We start from the raw sequence: 14,472 nt of genomic DNA on the forward strand, positions 1-14,472 counted from the left end.
CACGTCGCCGGCGCCGCCGCGGGCGCCGACCGAGCCGATGCCGCCGGCATGGGCATCGATCATGCCGGCCGCCACCGGCGTTCCAGGCAAAAGGCCAAGCTCGGATGCCGCCTCCTTCGTCAAGCCGCTGGAGAGCGCGCTCCCGGGCGCCACGATCTCGGTGCCAATCCGCGCGAATCTCTCATCCGCAAGCGTGCCCAGGCCAATTTTACGCAAATAGGCGTCGTCCCAGCGCGCTTCATGCGCGAGATAGGTCCATTTGCAGGTCACCGTGCAGGTCGAGCGCGCGAGGCTACCGGTCGCCCGCCAGGTGAGGAAATCGGCGAGGTCCATGAACTGCCAGGCGTAGGCGAAGGTCCGCGGCATGGTCTCGGCAAGCCACAAGAGTTTCGGCGTCTCCATCTCGGGCGAGATGGTGCCGCCGACATAGCGCAGCACGTCCTCGCCGGTGTCGTTGATCCTGCGCGCCTGCTCGGTGGCGCGATGGTCCATCCAGACGATGATGTTGCGCTCCGGATCGCCTGACGGGCTAACCGTCAGCGGCGCGCCGCCCGGCCCGAGGACGACAAGCGAGCAGGTGGCGTCGAAGCCGATGCCGTGCACCGATTGCGCCGAAATGCCGGTGAGCGCCACCGCCTCGCGGACGGTGGCCGCAACCGCGCGCCAGATGTCGTTGCTCGATTGCTCGACGATGTGGCCTTCGGCGTGCCAGACGGCGATGTCGGCCTTGGCGGATGCAAGCATGGCGCCCGCTTCGTCGAAGACGCCCGCACGGGCGCTTCCCGTTCCGATGTCGATGCCGATGAAGTGGCTGCTCATGACCTCAGATCCTTCGCCCAATCCGTCCGGTTCCTAAAGGTCATTGCTTTGCGGCAGGATGACAAGGTCGCGAATGGTGATGTTGCGCGGCCTGGTCAGCATGAACATGACGGCTTCCGCCACCTCGACCGGCTGCATCAGCCCGCCGGCGGCAAGCTCCTGTTCGAGCTTGTCCTTCGGCCAGTCCTTGATCAGCGCGGTGACCACCGGTCCAGGCGCGACGGCGCCGACGCGCAAGCCGTATTTGGCCACCTGCCTTCTCACGGTGTGGACGAAAACCTGAACCGCGTGCTTGGAGGCGGTGTAGATCGGCTCCCACACGACGGGCACCAGGCCGGCGATGGAGCTGGTCATGACGATGTCGCCTGTCTTGCGTTCGACCATATGCGGCAGCACGGCGCGGATGGAGCGGAAAGCGGCATTGATGTTGAGGTTCAGCATGCGGTCCCACGCATCGGGGTCGCCGCTCGCCACCTCGCCGCCGACATAGGCACCGGCATTGGCGTGGAAGATATCGAGCCGGCCGGCGCGATCGAGGATTTCCGGCATCATGCGGGCGGCATCGGCGGCGTCCGTCAGATCGACCCGCAACGGGATCGCCGCCGGGCCAAGCTCCTCGCAGACGGCATGCACCGCTTCTTTGTCGCGGTCGACCAGCACCACGCGCGCGCCTTCCGAGACCATCATGCGGGCGCATTCGAGCCCGATGCCGGAGGCCGCTCCGGTGACCGCGGCGACCTTGTCGATCAGTTTCTGAGCCATGCGTTCCTCGTCTTCCTATCCATCTTGCCGGACCCGTGGCGCAGGCAAAGCTTTGCCTCGCCGGGACTGGCATGCCCGGCCACATCTCGATGGCGCTGTCTGTCATGCCAGCCGGCTAGGCCGCTTTCGCCAGGTTGATGTTGTGCAGTGTCAGCCGCCGGAAATGCGAGGGCGTCATGCCCTTTTCGGCGAGGAACTGCCGGTTGAAGTTTGAAAGGGTGTTGTAGCCGACCTCGAAGCAGATGTTGGTGATCGAGGCCTGCTCGTCGCTCATCAGCATCTGGCAGGCCAGGTTGATGCGCAGCCGCTTCACATACTGCACCAGCGTCATACCGGTGTGCTGGCGGAAGGAGCGGGAAAAGACGCTGGGCGACTGGCCGGCGATGGCAGCCAGATCCGTCTCGCTGAAGGGCTGGGTCAGGTTCTCGCGCAGATAGGCGAGCGCCTTGTTGATGCCGGCCGACATGTAGCCCGACGGGTCCGGCAGGTAGCTTGCGCTGGCAAGCATCCGCGCGCCTTCGGCGCGGCTGAGCAGGCCCATCATCATCATGAACAGCTCGATGCGGCGCACGCCCTGCGAATTCATGATCTCTTCCATCAGTGGGGCGAGCTGGCGGCTGGTCTGCCGGCTGAACAGCACACCGCGACGCGAGGCTTCGAGCACCGGCGTCAGCACCGCAAGCTCGGGGAAGGTGTTGATGGCGCCGTCGATGAAACCCTCGTTGAACTGGATGATGCGGCAGCGCAGCGGCACCGTTGCATCCTTCGGCACATCGCTCACCCAGTTGTGCGGCAGATTGGGGCCAGTCAGCACCAGATTGCCCGGCTCGAACTCGCCGATGAAATCGCCGACGAAATAGCGGCCGCGGGTAGCGACGATGAGATGCAGCTCGTATTCCGGATGGAAATGCCAGCGCACCGTGCGGAACGGATAGCCGTGCGACCAGGCGGTGAACGACTCGCCCGGCCTGATCTGCACAACCTCGAGATCAGGTTTCATCGCTGTTCCTCCACTATCGAAGCCTCAAGACGCATCCCCTCTACGACGCGCTACCTCCCATCAGCCTCATGCCAGCCAAACTACTGAGCCGACAAAATCGGCGCCACCATGTTCCCGTCGCATCATTGGTACTTTTTTGACTATTCTGAGCCTCCACGATACCCGCTCGTTCCTTCAAACGACACCGCGTTCCTCGCTCCTTATGCGGAAGGCATCGACGGCGATCGCGAGCAGGATCATCGCGCCGCCGATCATCTGGATGTAGTAGGCCGAGACATTGATGAGCTGCAGGCCGGTCTGGATGACGGTGATGAGCAGCGTGCCCCCAAGCATGCCGATGACCCGGCCGCGGCCGCCGAAGAGCGAGACGCCGCCGATGACGGGCGCTGCCACGGCATAGAGCAGCGTCGTGCTGCCGACAGTGACGCTGACGCCGCCGAGATAGGACGTGTAGAGGAAGCCGGCGAGGCCGGCGAGGAAGCCGGAAGCGGTGAAGGCGCCGAGCCTCGCGCGCTTGACGTTGATGCCTGCCGCGTTCGCTGCGCGGCGGTTGCCGCCGGTGGCATAGAGGTTCCGGCCCCAGGCCGAATAGGCAAGCACGACATGTGCCAGGAGATAGGCGACGAAAAGCGCGATCGGCATCACCGGCCAGCTGCCGACGGTGGCGCTGCCTATGTAGCTGTAACCGTCGTCGGTGACGACCATGGTGCGCGCCTGTGTGGCGCCGAGCACCGCGCCCTGCAGGAAAAGCCCCATCGCCAACGTCGCGATCAGCGAATTCATGCGCAGATAGGCGACGAAGTAGCCGTTGAGCAGGCCGATGAGGACGCCGGCCGCGATGGTAATGAGCACAGCCAGCGTCCAATGGACGCCGAATTGCTGCATGGCGTAGGCGCCGACCATGCTCGAGAAGACGAGATTGCCGACCACCGACAGATCGATCTCGCCGATCAGCAGCGTGAAGGAGACCGCGAGCACCAGCACGCCCAGCGTGGTCGCCTGCACCAGCACGTTCTGCAGGTTGCCTTCCGAGAGGAAGAATGGATTGAGGAAACCGGCAAGGATGCTGAACACTACGATCAGGATCCAGACCACATTGTCGAGAAGGAATTTCTTGCTGGCCATTGCCTATACTGCCCCTGTCATCGCGCCGTTCTCGCTTCGGCGATCGCATCGATGGTTATCTCGGCTCCCTGCAGCGTGCGCGCGATACAGCCCCTGGAGAAGATCACGACGCGGTCGACGAGACGCTGCATCTCCTCGGGATCTTGCGCCAGCAGCAGCACGCTGACGCCCTTCTTCGTCGCATCGTCGATCAGGCGGTGGATCTGCTCCTTGGCGGCGACGTCGACGCCGACGGTCGGTTCGTCGAGCAGGAGCAGCCTCGGATTGCGTTCCAGCAACCGGCCAAGCAGCACCTTCTGCTGGTTGCCGCCCGACAACTCGCCGATCTCCTGACGGCCGCTGCCCATGACGATGTCCATGGCGCCGCGGGCTTCGCGCATGCGGCGGTTCATGCCGGTGCCGCTCACCAGCCAGCCGAGCGACCGCGGCCAGTTGCCGAGGTTGAGGTTCTCGGTCACCGACATCGAGCCGACCAGGCCTTCGCCGATGCGGTCGTGGGTAAGATAGGCGACACCGGATTCCAGGTTGCGCCCCGGCGAGTCGAGACGCGCCTCGCGGCCATCGATCAGGACGGCGCCGGCTTCGACGGGCAGCAGGCCGCCCAGCGCCCGCATCAGTTCCTGCGGCCCTTCGCCGAGCAGGCCGACGAGGCCGACGATTTCGCCACGGCCGATCGTCAGATCGACCGGCCCGCCGCCGGGAAAGGTCAGCCCGCGGAGCTCGATGGCGGTCGGATGGTTCTCGCGGCTGCGGTGGAACTCGGCGACATCGGCACCGGTGATGACGCGCGCCATGGCGTCGGCCGACAGATCCGCCGCCTTGCCGCTGGCGGTGACTTCGCCGTCGCGCAGCACCGTGTATTCCGAACAGAGCTGCCGCACCTCGTCATTGTGGTGCGAGATGTAGATGAAGGACGTGCCTCTTTCGGTGAGGCTCTCGACCCACTCCAGCAGATGCAGGCGCTCCGCCGCGGCGAGGCCCGCCGTCGGCTCGTCGAGGATGATCAGAGAGGCTTCGCTCGCGACCGCCTTGATGATGGCGAGCCTGCGCCTGTCGCTGGCGCCGAGGTCGCCGGCGCGCCGCCTCGGGTCGACGGGTATGCCATGGCTATCGAGCTGCCGCGCCGCCAGGCGATGAAGTGCTGCCCAGTCGGTCAGGCCGAAGCGCCTGGGCAGTTCAGGCAGCAGAAGGTTCTCGCCGATCGAGAGGTCCTCGAAGATTTCCGAATGCTGCGACAGAAGATGGAGCCCGCGCTTCTTGCGCGCCGTCAGCGGCAGGGCCGACACGTCCTCGCCGTTCAACAGGATCGAGCCGCCGTCGTGGCGCAAAAGGCCAGCGACGATGTTGGACAGCGTCGATTTGCCGGCGCCGTTCTTGCCGAGCAGGCCATGGATCGCGCCGCGCGACACGCTCAGTGACACGCCGTCCAGCACCGCAAGCGGGCCGAAGCGCTTGAAGACGTTGTCGACGGTCAAAACAGCATCGGAGCTGTTCGGCGCATGACTATCGGGCACGATCGTGCCTTCGGCGACATTCATCTGGATAACCGGTAGTTCCGAAATGGGGTGAGAACGCGACGGCGTTCCCACCCGTGCTCGCGGCTGAAATATCAGCCGGCGTTCTGCTGCATGTTCCACACCTGGGTCACGACGTTGGCCCAGTGACGCGGATCGTCGGCGTTTTCCTTGGTGAGGAAGTAGGGCGGGATGGTGAGCAGCGGGCCGGACGGGCTGTCGGCGATGGTGCCCTTCTCCCAGAAATATTTCTTGTTCTCATATGGCCCAGTCGGAACTGGCTTGCCCTTCAGCGTGTACTCTTCCAGAAGGTCGACGACGATCTCGACATAGGCGATCGGGTCCTGCGCGATATCGGCGTCGATCTCGCCGGCCTTCACCCATTCCAGCGCGTTCGGCGAGGCGTCGATGCTGGTCAGGATGATGTGCTTCTCGTGGCCGACCGGAAACAGTCGTTTCTGCGTTTCGAGAGCCTTGCGCGCGTCGACGACGAAGATGTCGGTCGGCATGTGGATGGCGTCGAGGTCCGGGCGCTCGCGCAGCGTCGCCGAGACCACGGCGAGCGCCTGCTCATGCTGGTTGTTCTGCGGCCGCGAGATGATCTCGATGTCGGGATATTTGCTCTTCAGCGTGTCCTCGAAACCGTCCTTGCGGTCGCGCAACGCCACGGCCGTCAGCGAGCCGTAGTTGTTGAGCACGCTGCCCTTCGGCGAGCCGTGTTTCTTGGTCAGCAACTCGGCGGTCTTCTCCGCCGCCATGACGCCCGACTGCTTGTTGTCGAAAGTGACGGAGGCCGCCACCTCGCCGCCGGTGAGCACGGTGTCGACCATGCCGAGCGGCACGCCAAGCGACTTCGCCTTCTTGCTCAGCGGAATGAGCAGCTCCGAATCCAGCGCATCGGAAATGAGGTAGCGCGGCTTCTGCAGCAGCAGGCTGTTCCAGTCGTTGACCTGCGCGTTGGCATCGCCGTTGGCGTCCTTGCCGACGAACTCCAGGCCAAGGCTTTCGACCTTGCGCTTCAGCGCCTCCTGCAGCACGACAAAGAAGAAGAAGCCGAGATAGCCGGTCTCCCAGGCCACCACCTTGGATGCCGCGCCTTGCGCCGCGGCCCGCTCGCCTCCCGCCAGCAACAGGCCGCCGGCGGCGGCTGCCGCGCCCTGCAAAAGCGCGCGGCGGTTCATCGTAAAGCTCTTGGTCTCGCAACCCATGTCTCGCTCCCTAAAAATGGTTGGAATCCTTGTCGGCGCGGCTTTTCCACGAAGCCACCCGGCAGGGCACGCGGCCCCGGACATCTCCCGGACGTCTCCTCCCCCGGCGATCTGATGTCGATTTCAGGCTAGGCGCGCGCTGTCCGGCCAGCCACCACGTTCCGGGGCGGGTGTTAGTACTTTTTTGATTGCGCTCGGGAAAACCGATGCCGCGGCTGCGTCATCGCTCCCGGAAAGCAACAAGAGGGCCGCCTGTTCGCGGCACTCGGAGTCAAAAATGTATGCGTCGCGCAAAGCGCAATCGCTAGCCCGCGCCGCGCCGCGCGGCTATCTGTGTTCGCGAAAGGCTGCGCGCCGAAATCGAAGGGATGGAAAGAATGCAACACTGGATCGGAACCTGGAGCGCAAGCCCGATGAATGTCTGGCCGGGAGACGCCGTGCTCTACGGCTTCCACCAGCAGACCGTGCGCCAGGTGTTGCGCGTCAGCAAGGGCGGCGAGAGGTTGCGAATCAGGCTGTCCAACGAATATGGCGCCTCGCCGATCCGGATCGGCGCCGTCACCGTGGCCGCTGCCGCGAAAGGCGGCGCGGTCGAGGCCGCCAGCATCCGGCAAGTGACATTCGGCGGCGAGAAGCAGACCGATCTGGCGCCCGGCGCGCCGCTGCTCAGCGACCCGATCAAGCTCAAGGTTCCCGATCTCGGGCAGATCGCGATCAGCCTCTATTTCCCCGACTTCGCGCCGATCGAGACCTACCACTACGAGGCGCAGCAGACGGCTTACATTTCCGAGTTCGGCGATTTCGCCGAAGCACTCGAACTGCCTGTCCAACAGACCTCGACCAGCCGATATTTCCTCAGCGCCGTCCTGGTCGAGAGCGGACTGGGCAGCGGCTCGCTGGTTTGTCTCGGCGATTCCATCACCGACGGCTTCGGCTCGACCGTCGACGGCAATGCGCGCTGGCCGGACCGGCTGGCGGAGCGGCTCGCCAGAAGCGGCCGGCTGTCAGGCATCGGCGTCCTCAACCAGGGGATCGGGGGCAACCGCGTGCTTGCCAGCCGCGCCCGCGGCGCCAACGCGCTCGCCCGCTTCGACCGCGACGTGCTCAGCTTTCCCAACGTCAAATGGATCTCGGTGCTGGAAGGCATCAACGACATCGGCTGGCCGGAGACCATGCTCGCCGGAGGCCAAGAGGCCGTCGCGGTCGAAAGCCTGATTTCAGCCTATCGGCAGTTGATCGCGCGCGCCCGGCTCAACGGCATCAAGATACTGCTCGGCACGCTGCCGCCCTTCGGCGGCGCGTTCGAGGGCCAGCCGCTAAAGACCTTCTACTCTGCGTCCAAGGAGCGCGACCGCCAGGCGGTGAACGCCTGGATCAGGACATCGGGCGAAGCCGATGCCGTCGTCGATTTCGAGCATGCGCTTGCCGATCCCGCCAACCCGCCCACGCTGCTCACCGCCCTCGATTGCGGTGACGGCCTACATCCGTCCGACGATGGCTACGCCGAGATGGCCAAGGTGTTCGAGAAGGCTTTCGAGGGTTTGCTCGTCGCCCAGGAGGACAAACTCCAGCTCTGAATTGATGGCGGAGGGAGCGCGGATGGTTCAGCAAACTCCCGCCGCCACGTCGGCCGATCAGGCGGCGTATCTCGCCATTGCGGGTTGTCTCGACCACTGGGCATACCAGGCGTCGAACAGCTTGAGCTGCTGCTCGGCATAGCCGCGCTGGCTGTCGCTCAGCGCGTCCGTCTCGTTGAAGTGCAGCCGGTATTCGGGGTTACCCTTGAGCACCATCATGTGCTTGAAATAGAGCACCAGGTCCGGACCCTCGTCGAAGGAGGAGAGCACACCAAGAGCGGCGTCCAGCTCCAGCGCCAGCCGGCGCGCTTCGGCGTCGCCCTTGGCCGCCGCCTGGCTGAGACCCACGAGATGCAGCACCTCCTTGGGCAGCACGTTGCCGATGCCGGTGATGGCGCCCGAGGCGCCGCAATTGACGAAACCGTGGAAGACGGCGGTGTCGACGCCGATCATCAGCGCAACCTCGTCGTCGCGGCTGGTGATGTTTTCCGCCGCATAGCGCAAATCCGCCGGACCGCCGAACTCCTTGAAGCCAACCAGGTTCGGATGCTCGGCCCGCAACGCGAAGAACAGATCGGCGCGCGTGGCAAAGCCGTAATAGGGGCTGTTGTAGATGACAGCGGGCAGGTCGGGCGCTGCCGCGAGGATCGCCTTGAAGTGGTGGCGCTGCGCCGTCACCGACGGTCCGCGCGACAAGACGCGCGGGATCACCATGAGGCCGCGTGCGCCGACTTTCTGGGCATGCGCGGCGTGGGCCACGGCACTGGCCGTGTTGACCGCGCCGGTGCCGACGATCACCGGCACGCCGGCTTTCACCAGGCGCTCGACGCCTTCCATGCGCTGCTCGTCGGTCAGCAAGGGCCAGTCGCCCATGGAGCCGCAATAGACGACCGCCGACATTCCGGCAGCGATCAGCTCGCGTCCCTTGCGCACGAGCGCTTCGAAGTCGGGAAGGCGGTCATTCGTGCAAGGCGTCATCAGCGCCGGCATGCAGCCGGAAAAGACATTGGCGTTCATTCGGATTCTCCTTGAGGCTGGCACGCAGGTTGGTCAGTTTGTCCCGGAGTGATACCGCTTGCCAAGCGGATAGTCGTGGCCGACAGGGAGAAACAATGCGTACCAGAACCAGCATTCGCGTCGTCGGTTGCCATGCCGAAGGTGAGGTCGGCGATGTCATCGTGGGCGGCGTGCTGCCGCCGGCCGGCCGCACGATGATGGAAAAGATGATCACGATGGAACGCGATCACGACCATATAAGGCGCATGCTGATCTGCGAGCCGCGCGGCAGCGTTGCCCGGCACGTCAATCTCCTGGTCCCCTCGACACGCGAGGATTGTGTCGCCGGCGCCATCATCATGGAGCCGACGGAATACCCGCCGATGTCCGGCTCCAACACGATCTGCGTCGCCACCGTGCTGCTCGAGACCGGCATGGTGCCGATGAACGAGCCCGAGACGCGCTTCAAGCTCGACATGCCCGGCGGCGTCATCGAGGTGCGCGCCGAATGTCGCGACGGCAAATGCCTGTCCATAACCTTCCGCAACGCGCCGGCCTTTGCCGAACGCCTCGATGCCGATATCGAGGTGGAAGGGGTCGGCACGCTAAAGGTCGACATCGCCTATGGCGGCATGTTCTACGCCATCGTCGATGCCAAGGCGCTTGGCTTCTCGGTCGTTCCCGACGAGGCGCGAGAGCTGGCCGTCGTCGGCGAGAAGGTCCGCCACGCAGCGCGCGAGCAGCTCGATGTCGTGCATCCGGAATTCGAGCACGTGCGCGGTGTGTCGATCGTGCAGTTCGCCATGCCGTTCCAGGGGCCGGGCAACGTCACGCGCAACACCTGCATCGTCTCGCCCGGACGCTCCGACCGCAGCCCGACGGGAACCGGCACATCGGCCCGCATGGCCGTGCTGCAGGCGAGGGGCCTGATGAAGGCCGGCGATGTACTGATCCATGAATCGATCATCGGCTCGCGCTTTACCGGCAAAATTCTCGAACTGACTGAAATCGCCGGCCGCAAGGCGATCGTTCCGCAGATCACCGGCCGCGCCTGGATCACGGGCGAGCACAACTACTATCTCGATCCGACGGATCCTTATCCGCAAGGCTATGTGCTGTCGGACACCTGGGGCACGTCGACCTCGGTGAAGCAGTAGCGCGACCGGCGATGCCGACGAACCGACCGGACGGACTGGCCGAGCGTGACGTCGGCGGAGGTTGCAGCGTGTCGCTCGCCAAGATCGATCTATCCGGCGGTTCGCCTGCGCAAAATACAAGGTCGCCGACCTTGTGGATGCCAGACATGGAGTAAGGCGAGCCCCACATCGATGGCTTGATGGGTCAAGATTTGCTGGCTGAGAGAGCGTCTTTGATTTTGCTCAGTTTTGTCCAATTTGGACAAAACATGGAGCCATGCGTCCACATTTCGGGTTAGTGTTCAGCCTGTCGTCTTTTGCCAAGCCTCGAAAGCCCAAGGCGATCCGATGGAACCCTTCGTCTATAACGGCCAGCCGGCCCGGGTCATTTTCGGATCCGGCACCATCCGGCAACTGCCCGAGGAATTGGATCGGCTGGGTTTGAAGCGGGTCGCCGTGCTGGCAACGCCGCCGCGGGAGCCGGAAGCGCGACGCCTTGCCGAACGGCTCGGCGACCGCGCCGCCGGCGTTTACGCGGGGGCGACGATGCACACACCCGTGGAAGTCACGGAGGATGCCTTGCGCGTCGTGCTGGACCTCAAGGCGGACGGGCTCGTTGCCGTGGGCGGCGGGTCGACAACCGGTCTTGCCAAAGCCATTGCGCTGCGCACCGACCTGCCGCAGGTCGTGGTCCCGACCACTTATGCGGGCTCGGAAATGACGCCGATCCTCGGGGAAACCAGGGATGGCGTGAAAATCACGCAGTCGAGCCCCAAAGTGCTCCCGGAGGTCGTGATCTACGACATCGACCTCACCCTGTCGCTGCCCGCTGCCATGTCCGGCGCCAGCGGCCTGAATGCGATCGCGCATGCAGTCGAAGCTCTTTATGCGAGGGAGCGCAATCCCGTCATCAGCCTGATGGCGACGGAAGCGATAGGCGCGCTTGCCACCGCCTTGCCGACGATCGCCATCGACCCCGCTAATCGGGAAGCGCGCGGCAAGGCACTCTATGGCGCCTGGCTTTGCGGCATCTGCCTGGGCTCGGTCGGCATGGCGTTGCACCACAAGCTCTGCCATACGCTCGGCGGCAGCTTCGACCTGCCGCATGCCGAAACGCATGCGATCGTCCTTCCGCACGCGCTTGCCTACAACGCGCCGGCAGTGCCCGACGTGATGCGCAGGTTGCGAGACGTGCTCGGCACGAACGATCCGGCCATGGAGCTCTACGATCTTGCAGGGCGGGTCGGCGCGCGGCGCGCGCTCGCGGACATCGGCATGCCCGAAAGCGGCATCGAGCTTGCGACGGACAGGGCACTGTCCAACCCTTACTGGAACCCGCGTCCTCTGGAACGCGATCCTCTGAGGGGGCTGATCGCCCGGGCCCATGCCGGCGAACGGCCGCGCTCCTGAAGCGCGGCGATATCTGGTATGGGGCACCAACGCCAGCGCCCTGCGCAAAAAGCTCAGTCTTTCCAGAGGCTTAGAAGTCAATCCAAAATGCTGGCGGAGAGAGCGGGATTCGAAATCTATGCCTATTGCGTTGAAAACGTTCAGCTTTTTCGCGTCGTTTGTTACACAGTTTGTTACACGCCTACTGAGTAGTTGGTCGTTTTGCCAGACTGGACATGGATGGGAACATATATGCGCAAGGTCGGTGGCGCATCCATCGGGTTGAACCGCTAGGCGCTTGTAGGTCTAGAAGTATCGCCAATCCGAAACAACGGGCGATAGCAGGCGGTCTCGAACCGCGAGAGTGTGTGCGCGTTCCTCGTCGATCCGACGTGGCGAGTTCGTGTTGGTGATGATGTTAAAGGTCGGACGATCTGCGAGTTCTTCCAGACTGATGCCGCGCGAAATACGCGCCATCTCGATCGCGTCAAGCGCCGAGGTTGTTCCGATGCCGCGCGTCCGATAGCGCACGACTATGGGCGCGCTTGGCCGGGCGCGCTATGCTGCTCGCACCTCACCGAGGCCTCCCGCAATTTTGTTCAGCGAATCTGGGCCTTGCAGATGATCGTCGGCCAATCAAGCGAACATCGGTTCGATCGCGGGCGAATGCGTGCACTGCTGGCATCTCAATGGCGGCCACACACTAAGCCTTGGGGCGGGAGAAATGAGGCTTTGGGTTTGCTTCAGGCGGCCGGAGTGGGTGACGACCTTGCCGGCTACTTCGAAGCGCAGACTAATTTGGCGATGCCGCGTCCGCGTCGGTACGACCGCGGTAGAAGTCACTCAAGGGGTACTTTAATCTCGTCCGGACACGAAGCCGGTGCGTCGTGCCGAGGATCACTTCGGTAATCGGGCTTACGCTTATGGGGGTGGGGTCTATCACGATATGCATATGGCGGGATCGCCGGGCGCCTTGGTGGGTTCGACATGGGAAGACACGAGGGGCAATGGCGTCGAATATCTCCACGAAATAGAGCAGGTGATCGACTATCATGCTGTGCTCGAGCCTGGAGCCAGGTGCAGGCCCGGCGATACGGTGCTGCTTGGCTACCCCGTACACAGATGCAGATGACGCGCTCCTATCTTGCCTGCATGTCGGGGTTATCGAAAGGCCATGGCCGCCATCACACTATCTTCGACTGGGCGTGCACACCGCTCGACGACCAGTTGGAGCCCGTCTCGCCCGCGGCCATTCGTGAGGAACTGGACAGGCTGCTCGCCTCATAACGGCGGAAGAGGGGGGCAGGTTTGCGGGTGATAGGAACAAATCACTTCATTTTCGTTGAGCCGACTGCGAAGTATAGCGAGCAGAAATTCGTCAGGCCAACCAACTCCTTCCCCGAAACGCAGTCTCCCAAGTCAACGGACGGATCGAGTTGCGACGACAACTCCAGCGCCGCTCTCTGAGACAGCAACCATCCCAAGGGTGTAGAAACGCCTCTATCCAGCATCTGCACGCGATTCCGCCTGTCGAACATACTTGGTCTCTCTGTTGAGTACTCCTTGGGTTGAACCATAATATGCCCGTTGTCGATTTCTGCCTCGAATTGATCAACGCCATAGGCGACCCGCGCGTCGCGTACGTTTATCGAGGTCGCAAACAGGCTTCCAATATCGCTAAATTGTCCTGAATAGGAACTTTCGTCTGTATCGTAGTTGCACGCTCGGTCGGAACCCGATGGGATCGTGATATCGCAGCTCGGCGCGTTTCCAATATACAGTGTGATGACCGAAAAAGTTTTCTGACTTTTGTTGCCCCTGCTGCAATTTCTGTTCCTCACTATCTCACGATATAACTCAAGAAGTGTTGGAATCCCGGAGTTGTCAAAATACCCGCCATCGACATAGCGATGTTTCCTTCCAACGAATTTTTTGTCTTCAACCCATGTCCCACCATGTTCAACAACGCTTCGTTCAACGTAATGTCCTGGTGGGAGATAATCGGGAAACGCGCGCTCGTCAGAGCGGCGACCGCAACTGACGGTGCCTCAAGATAGTCGATTGCATGCCAATCGTCGCGTCCTGAAGATAAGTCGGTCTGGAAGTATATCGGGCCCATTGTGACGCGCCTTCCATTTTCAACCCGCGTCGCGTTCAGGATCAGATATGGTACTGCGGGTGTCGCTGTGGTTGGCACCAGTTGCTAAAGTGACCGGGAAAATACGTCGCTCTTAAAAACGCGGTCGAATGAGCGTTCCAGGCTGGACTCCAAACCGAGTTGACGATCGAAGCTGTTGACTGGGAACGGCAGTACTTGCTGCAAGGCATCGGTCGAAAGCATCCGAAGGAGCAGCGGCGACAGGTGATCATCCGTCAAAATGGTCTCGAAGGCATCTTCGTAGAAGCCCGGTGCCGACTTGCGGAAATCGCATTGTTGGCCCGCCTGATCGGGTGGCCGGGCCTTCATCGCTGCGGCATATATCGCCGCACCAACTGAGCCGCCGGAAACGCCACTGATAGCGAAAATGTGGTTCGCAGCCCGCGGGCACCGGTCGACGATCTGGGCGAGCGATATTGCTGTGAAGAATGCCGCCCGAATGCCGCCTCCTTCTGTTGAAACCATGATGACGGGGTAATCATCGTATTCGTCCTTGTCGGGTCGCGTCTTCATCCAGTCGGAGAAGGCGTTGGCGATTTGGATGGGGTTAGCCGGCTCGGTCCTGACAACGCGCCGGATAGGGTGATTTTGCAATGACGACGATCGTCAGAGTGGTAAATACGGGAATTCTCGTCTTTGTAGCAAAAACCACGAGTGCGGAAAGCGTTATGGTCCACGCCGCCAAAGCCAGCAAGACGATGTTCACTGGACCCACCGCCTGGGGGATGGCGACTGAGATGAAGTATAGGTTCGATTCACCCTGACCTTGCCCCTCTGATCTAATCCGG

At 63.0% G+C, this 14,472-nt stretch carries 14 protein-coding genes; 4 read left to right on the plus strand and 10 right to left on the minus strand.

Annotated elements, in window-relative coordinates; translation table 11 throughout:
* From DH10_RS26055 to DH10_RS26080, 6 genes are all read right to left on the minus strand, one after another.
* A partial coding sequence (locus DH10_RS26055) for an FGGY family carbohydrate kinase (RefSeq protein ID WP_246811646.1) occupies positions 1 to 819 on the minus strand: 819 nt, incomplete at its 3' end.
* A 33-nt stretch (positions 820 to 852) separates the two neighbouring features.
* On the minus strand, positions 853 to 1,581 hold the full coding sequence (locus DH10_RS26060) for an SDR family oxidoreductase (RefSeq protein WP_192257900.1): 729 nt from the start codon (positions 1,579 to 1,581) through the stop codon (positions 853 to 855).
* A gap of 115 nt (positions 1,582 to 1,696) precedes the next feature.
* Entirely contained in the window at positions 1,697 to 2,581 is an 885-nt protein-coding gene (locus DH10_RS26065; protein ID WP_192257902.1) for a helix-turn-helix domain-containing protein, read from the minus strand.
* 174 nt (positions 2,582 to 2,755) lie between these two features.
* Complete coding sequence (locus DH10_RS26070) at positions 2,756 to 3,706, minus strand: ABC transporter permease (protein WP_192385518.1); 951 nt, start codon at positions 3,704 to 3,706, stop codon at positions 2,756 to 2,758.
* A 17-nt stretch (positions 3,707 to 3,723) separates the two neighbouring features.
* Positions 3,724 to 5,244, minus strand: coding sequence for a sugar ABC transporter ATP-binding protein (locus DH10_RS26075; protein ID WP_192257906.1), 1,521 nt, complete (start codon positions 5,242 to 5,244; stop codon positions 3,724 to 3,726).
* A 71-nt stretch (positions 5,245 to 5,315) separates the two neighbouring features.
* A complete protein-coding gene (locus tag DH10_RS26080; RefSeq protein WP_192257908.1) occupies positions 5,316 to 6,428 on the minus strand; it encodes a sugar ABC transporter substrate-binding protein in 1,113 nt (370 codons plus the stop codon).
* Positions 6,429 to 6,805: 377 nt separating this feature from the next.
* Here DH10_RS26080 and DH10_RS26085 point away from each other — a divergent pair, with 377 nt between their 5' ends.
* Entirely contained in the window at positions 6,806 to 8,005 is a 1,200-nt protein-coding gene (locus DH10_RS26085; RefSeq protein ID WP_192257910.1) for an SGNH/GDSL hydrolase family protein, read from the plus strand.
* 57 nt (positions 8,006 to 8,062) lie between these two features.
* Here DH10_RS26085 and DH10_RS26090 read toward each other — a convergent pair whose 3' ends face one another.
* Positions 8,063 to 9,022 (minus strand): dihydrodipicolinate synthase family protein, encoded by a 960-nt coding sequence (locus tag DH10_RS26090; RefSeq protein WP_192257913.1) that lies wholly within the window; start codon positions 9,020 to 9,022, stop codon positions 8,063 to 8,065.
* 95 nt (positions 9,023 to 9,117) lie between these two features.
* On the opposite strand from DH10_RS26090, the gene DH10_RS26095 reads away from it, so the two are divergent.
* From DH10_RS26095 to DH10_RS38325, 3 genes are all read left to right on the plus strand, one after another.
* Positions 9,118 to 10,158, plus strand: a complete 1,041-nt coding sequence (locus tag DH10_RS26095; protein ID WP_192257915.1) for a proline racemase family protein — start codon at positions 9,118 to 9,120, stop codon at positions 10,156 to 10,158.
* Positions 10,159 to 10,485: 327 nt separating this feature from the next.
* Entirely contained in the window at positions 10,486 to 11,547 is a 1,062-nt protein-coding gene (locus DH10_RS26100) for a maleylacetate reductase (protein WP_192257917.1), read from the plus strand.
* Positions 11,548 to 12,406: 859 nt separating this feature from the next.
* Positions 12,407 to 12,658, plus strand: a complete 252-nt coding sequence (locus DH10_RS38325) for a hypothetical protein (RefSeq protein WP_425515377.1) — start codon at positions 12,407 to 12,409, stop codon at positions 12,656 to 12,658.
* A gap of 708 nt (positions 12,659 to 13,366) precedes the next feature.
* Here DH10_RS38325 and DH10_RS26110 read toward each other — a convergent pair.
* The 3 genes from DH10_RS26110 to DH10_RS36380 form a co-directional block, all read right to left on the minus strand.
* Positions 13,367 to 13,645, minus strand: a complete 279-nt coding sequence (locus tag DH10_RS26110; protein WP_192385520.1) for a hypothetical protein — start codon at positions 13,643 to 13,645, stop codon at positions 13,367 to 13,369.
* 84 nt (positions 13,646 to 13,729) lie between these two features.
* Positions 13,730 to 14,197: a hypothetical protein gene (locus DH10_RS26115; protein WP_210327857.1), complete on the minus strand. Its 468-nt coding sequence runs from the start codon at positions 14,195 to 14,197 to the stop codon at positions 13,730 to 13,732.
* A 34-nt stretch (positions 14,198 to 14,231) separates the two neighbouring features.
* On the minus strand, positions 14,232 to 14,472 hold a 241-nt coding region (locus tag DH10_RS36380), incomplete at its 5' end, for a hypothetical protein (RefSeq protein ID WP_210327858.1).

The organism is Mesorhizobium silamurunense, from assembly GCF_014843825.1.
Taxonomy (GTDB): domain Bacteria; phylum Pseudomonadota; class Alphaproteobacteria; order Rhizobiales; family Rhizobiaceae; genus Mesorhizobium; species Mesorhizobium silamurunense.

What these genes read in the sequence shown, in the direction of transcription:
- DH10_RS26060 (WP_192257900.1), bottom strand. Translation starts at nt 1,581, where the DNA reads ATGGCTCAGAAACTGATCGACAAGGTCGCCGCGGTCACCGGAGCGGCC.
- DH10_RS26065 (WP_192257902.1), bottom strand. Translation starts at nt 2,581, where the DNA reads ATGAAACCTGATCTCGAGGTTGTGCAGATCAGGCCGGGCGAGTCGTTC.
- DH10_RS26070 (WP_192385518.1), bottom strand. Translation starts at nt 3,706, where the DNA reads ATGGCCAGCAAGAAATTCCTTCTCGACAATGTGGTCTGGATCCTGATC.
- DH10_RS26075 (WP_192257906.1), bottom strand. Translation starts at nt 5,244, where the DNA reads ATGAATGTCGCCGAAGGCACGATCGTGCCCGATAGTCATGCGCCGAAC.
- DH10_RS26080 (WP_192257908.1), bottom strand. Translation starts at nt 6,428, where the DNA reads ATGGGTTGCGAGACCAAGAGCTTTACGATGAACCGCCGCGCGCTTTTG.
- DH10_RS26085 (WP_192257910.1), top strand. Translation starts at nt 6,806, where the DNA reads ATGCAACACTGGATCGGAACCTGGAGCGCAAGCCCGATGAATGTCTGG.
- DH10_RS26090 (WP_192257913.1), bottom strand. Translation starts at nt 9,022, where the DNA reads ATGAACGCCAATGTCTTTTCCGGCTGCATGCCGGCGCTGATGACGCCT.
- DH10_RS26095 (WP_192257915.1), top strand. Translation starts at nt 9,118, where the DNA reads ATGCGTACCAGAACCAGCATTCGCGTCGTCGGTTGCCATGCCGAAGGT.
- DH10_RS26100 (WP_192257917.1), top strand. Translation starts at nt 10,486, where the DNA reads ATGGAACCCTTCGTCTATAACGGCCAGCCGGCCCGGGTCATTTTCGGA.
- DH10_RS26110 (WP_192385520.1), bottom strand. Translation starts at nt 13,645, where the DNA reads ATGGGCCCGATATACTTCCAGACCGACTTATCTTCAGGACGCGACGAT.
- DH10_RS26115 (WP_210327857.1), bottom strand. Translation starts at nt 14,197, where the DNA reads ATGAAGACGCGACCCGACAAGGACGAATACGATGATTACCCCGTCATC.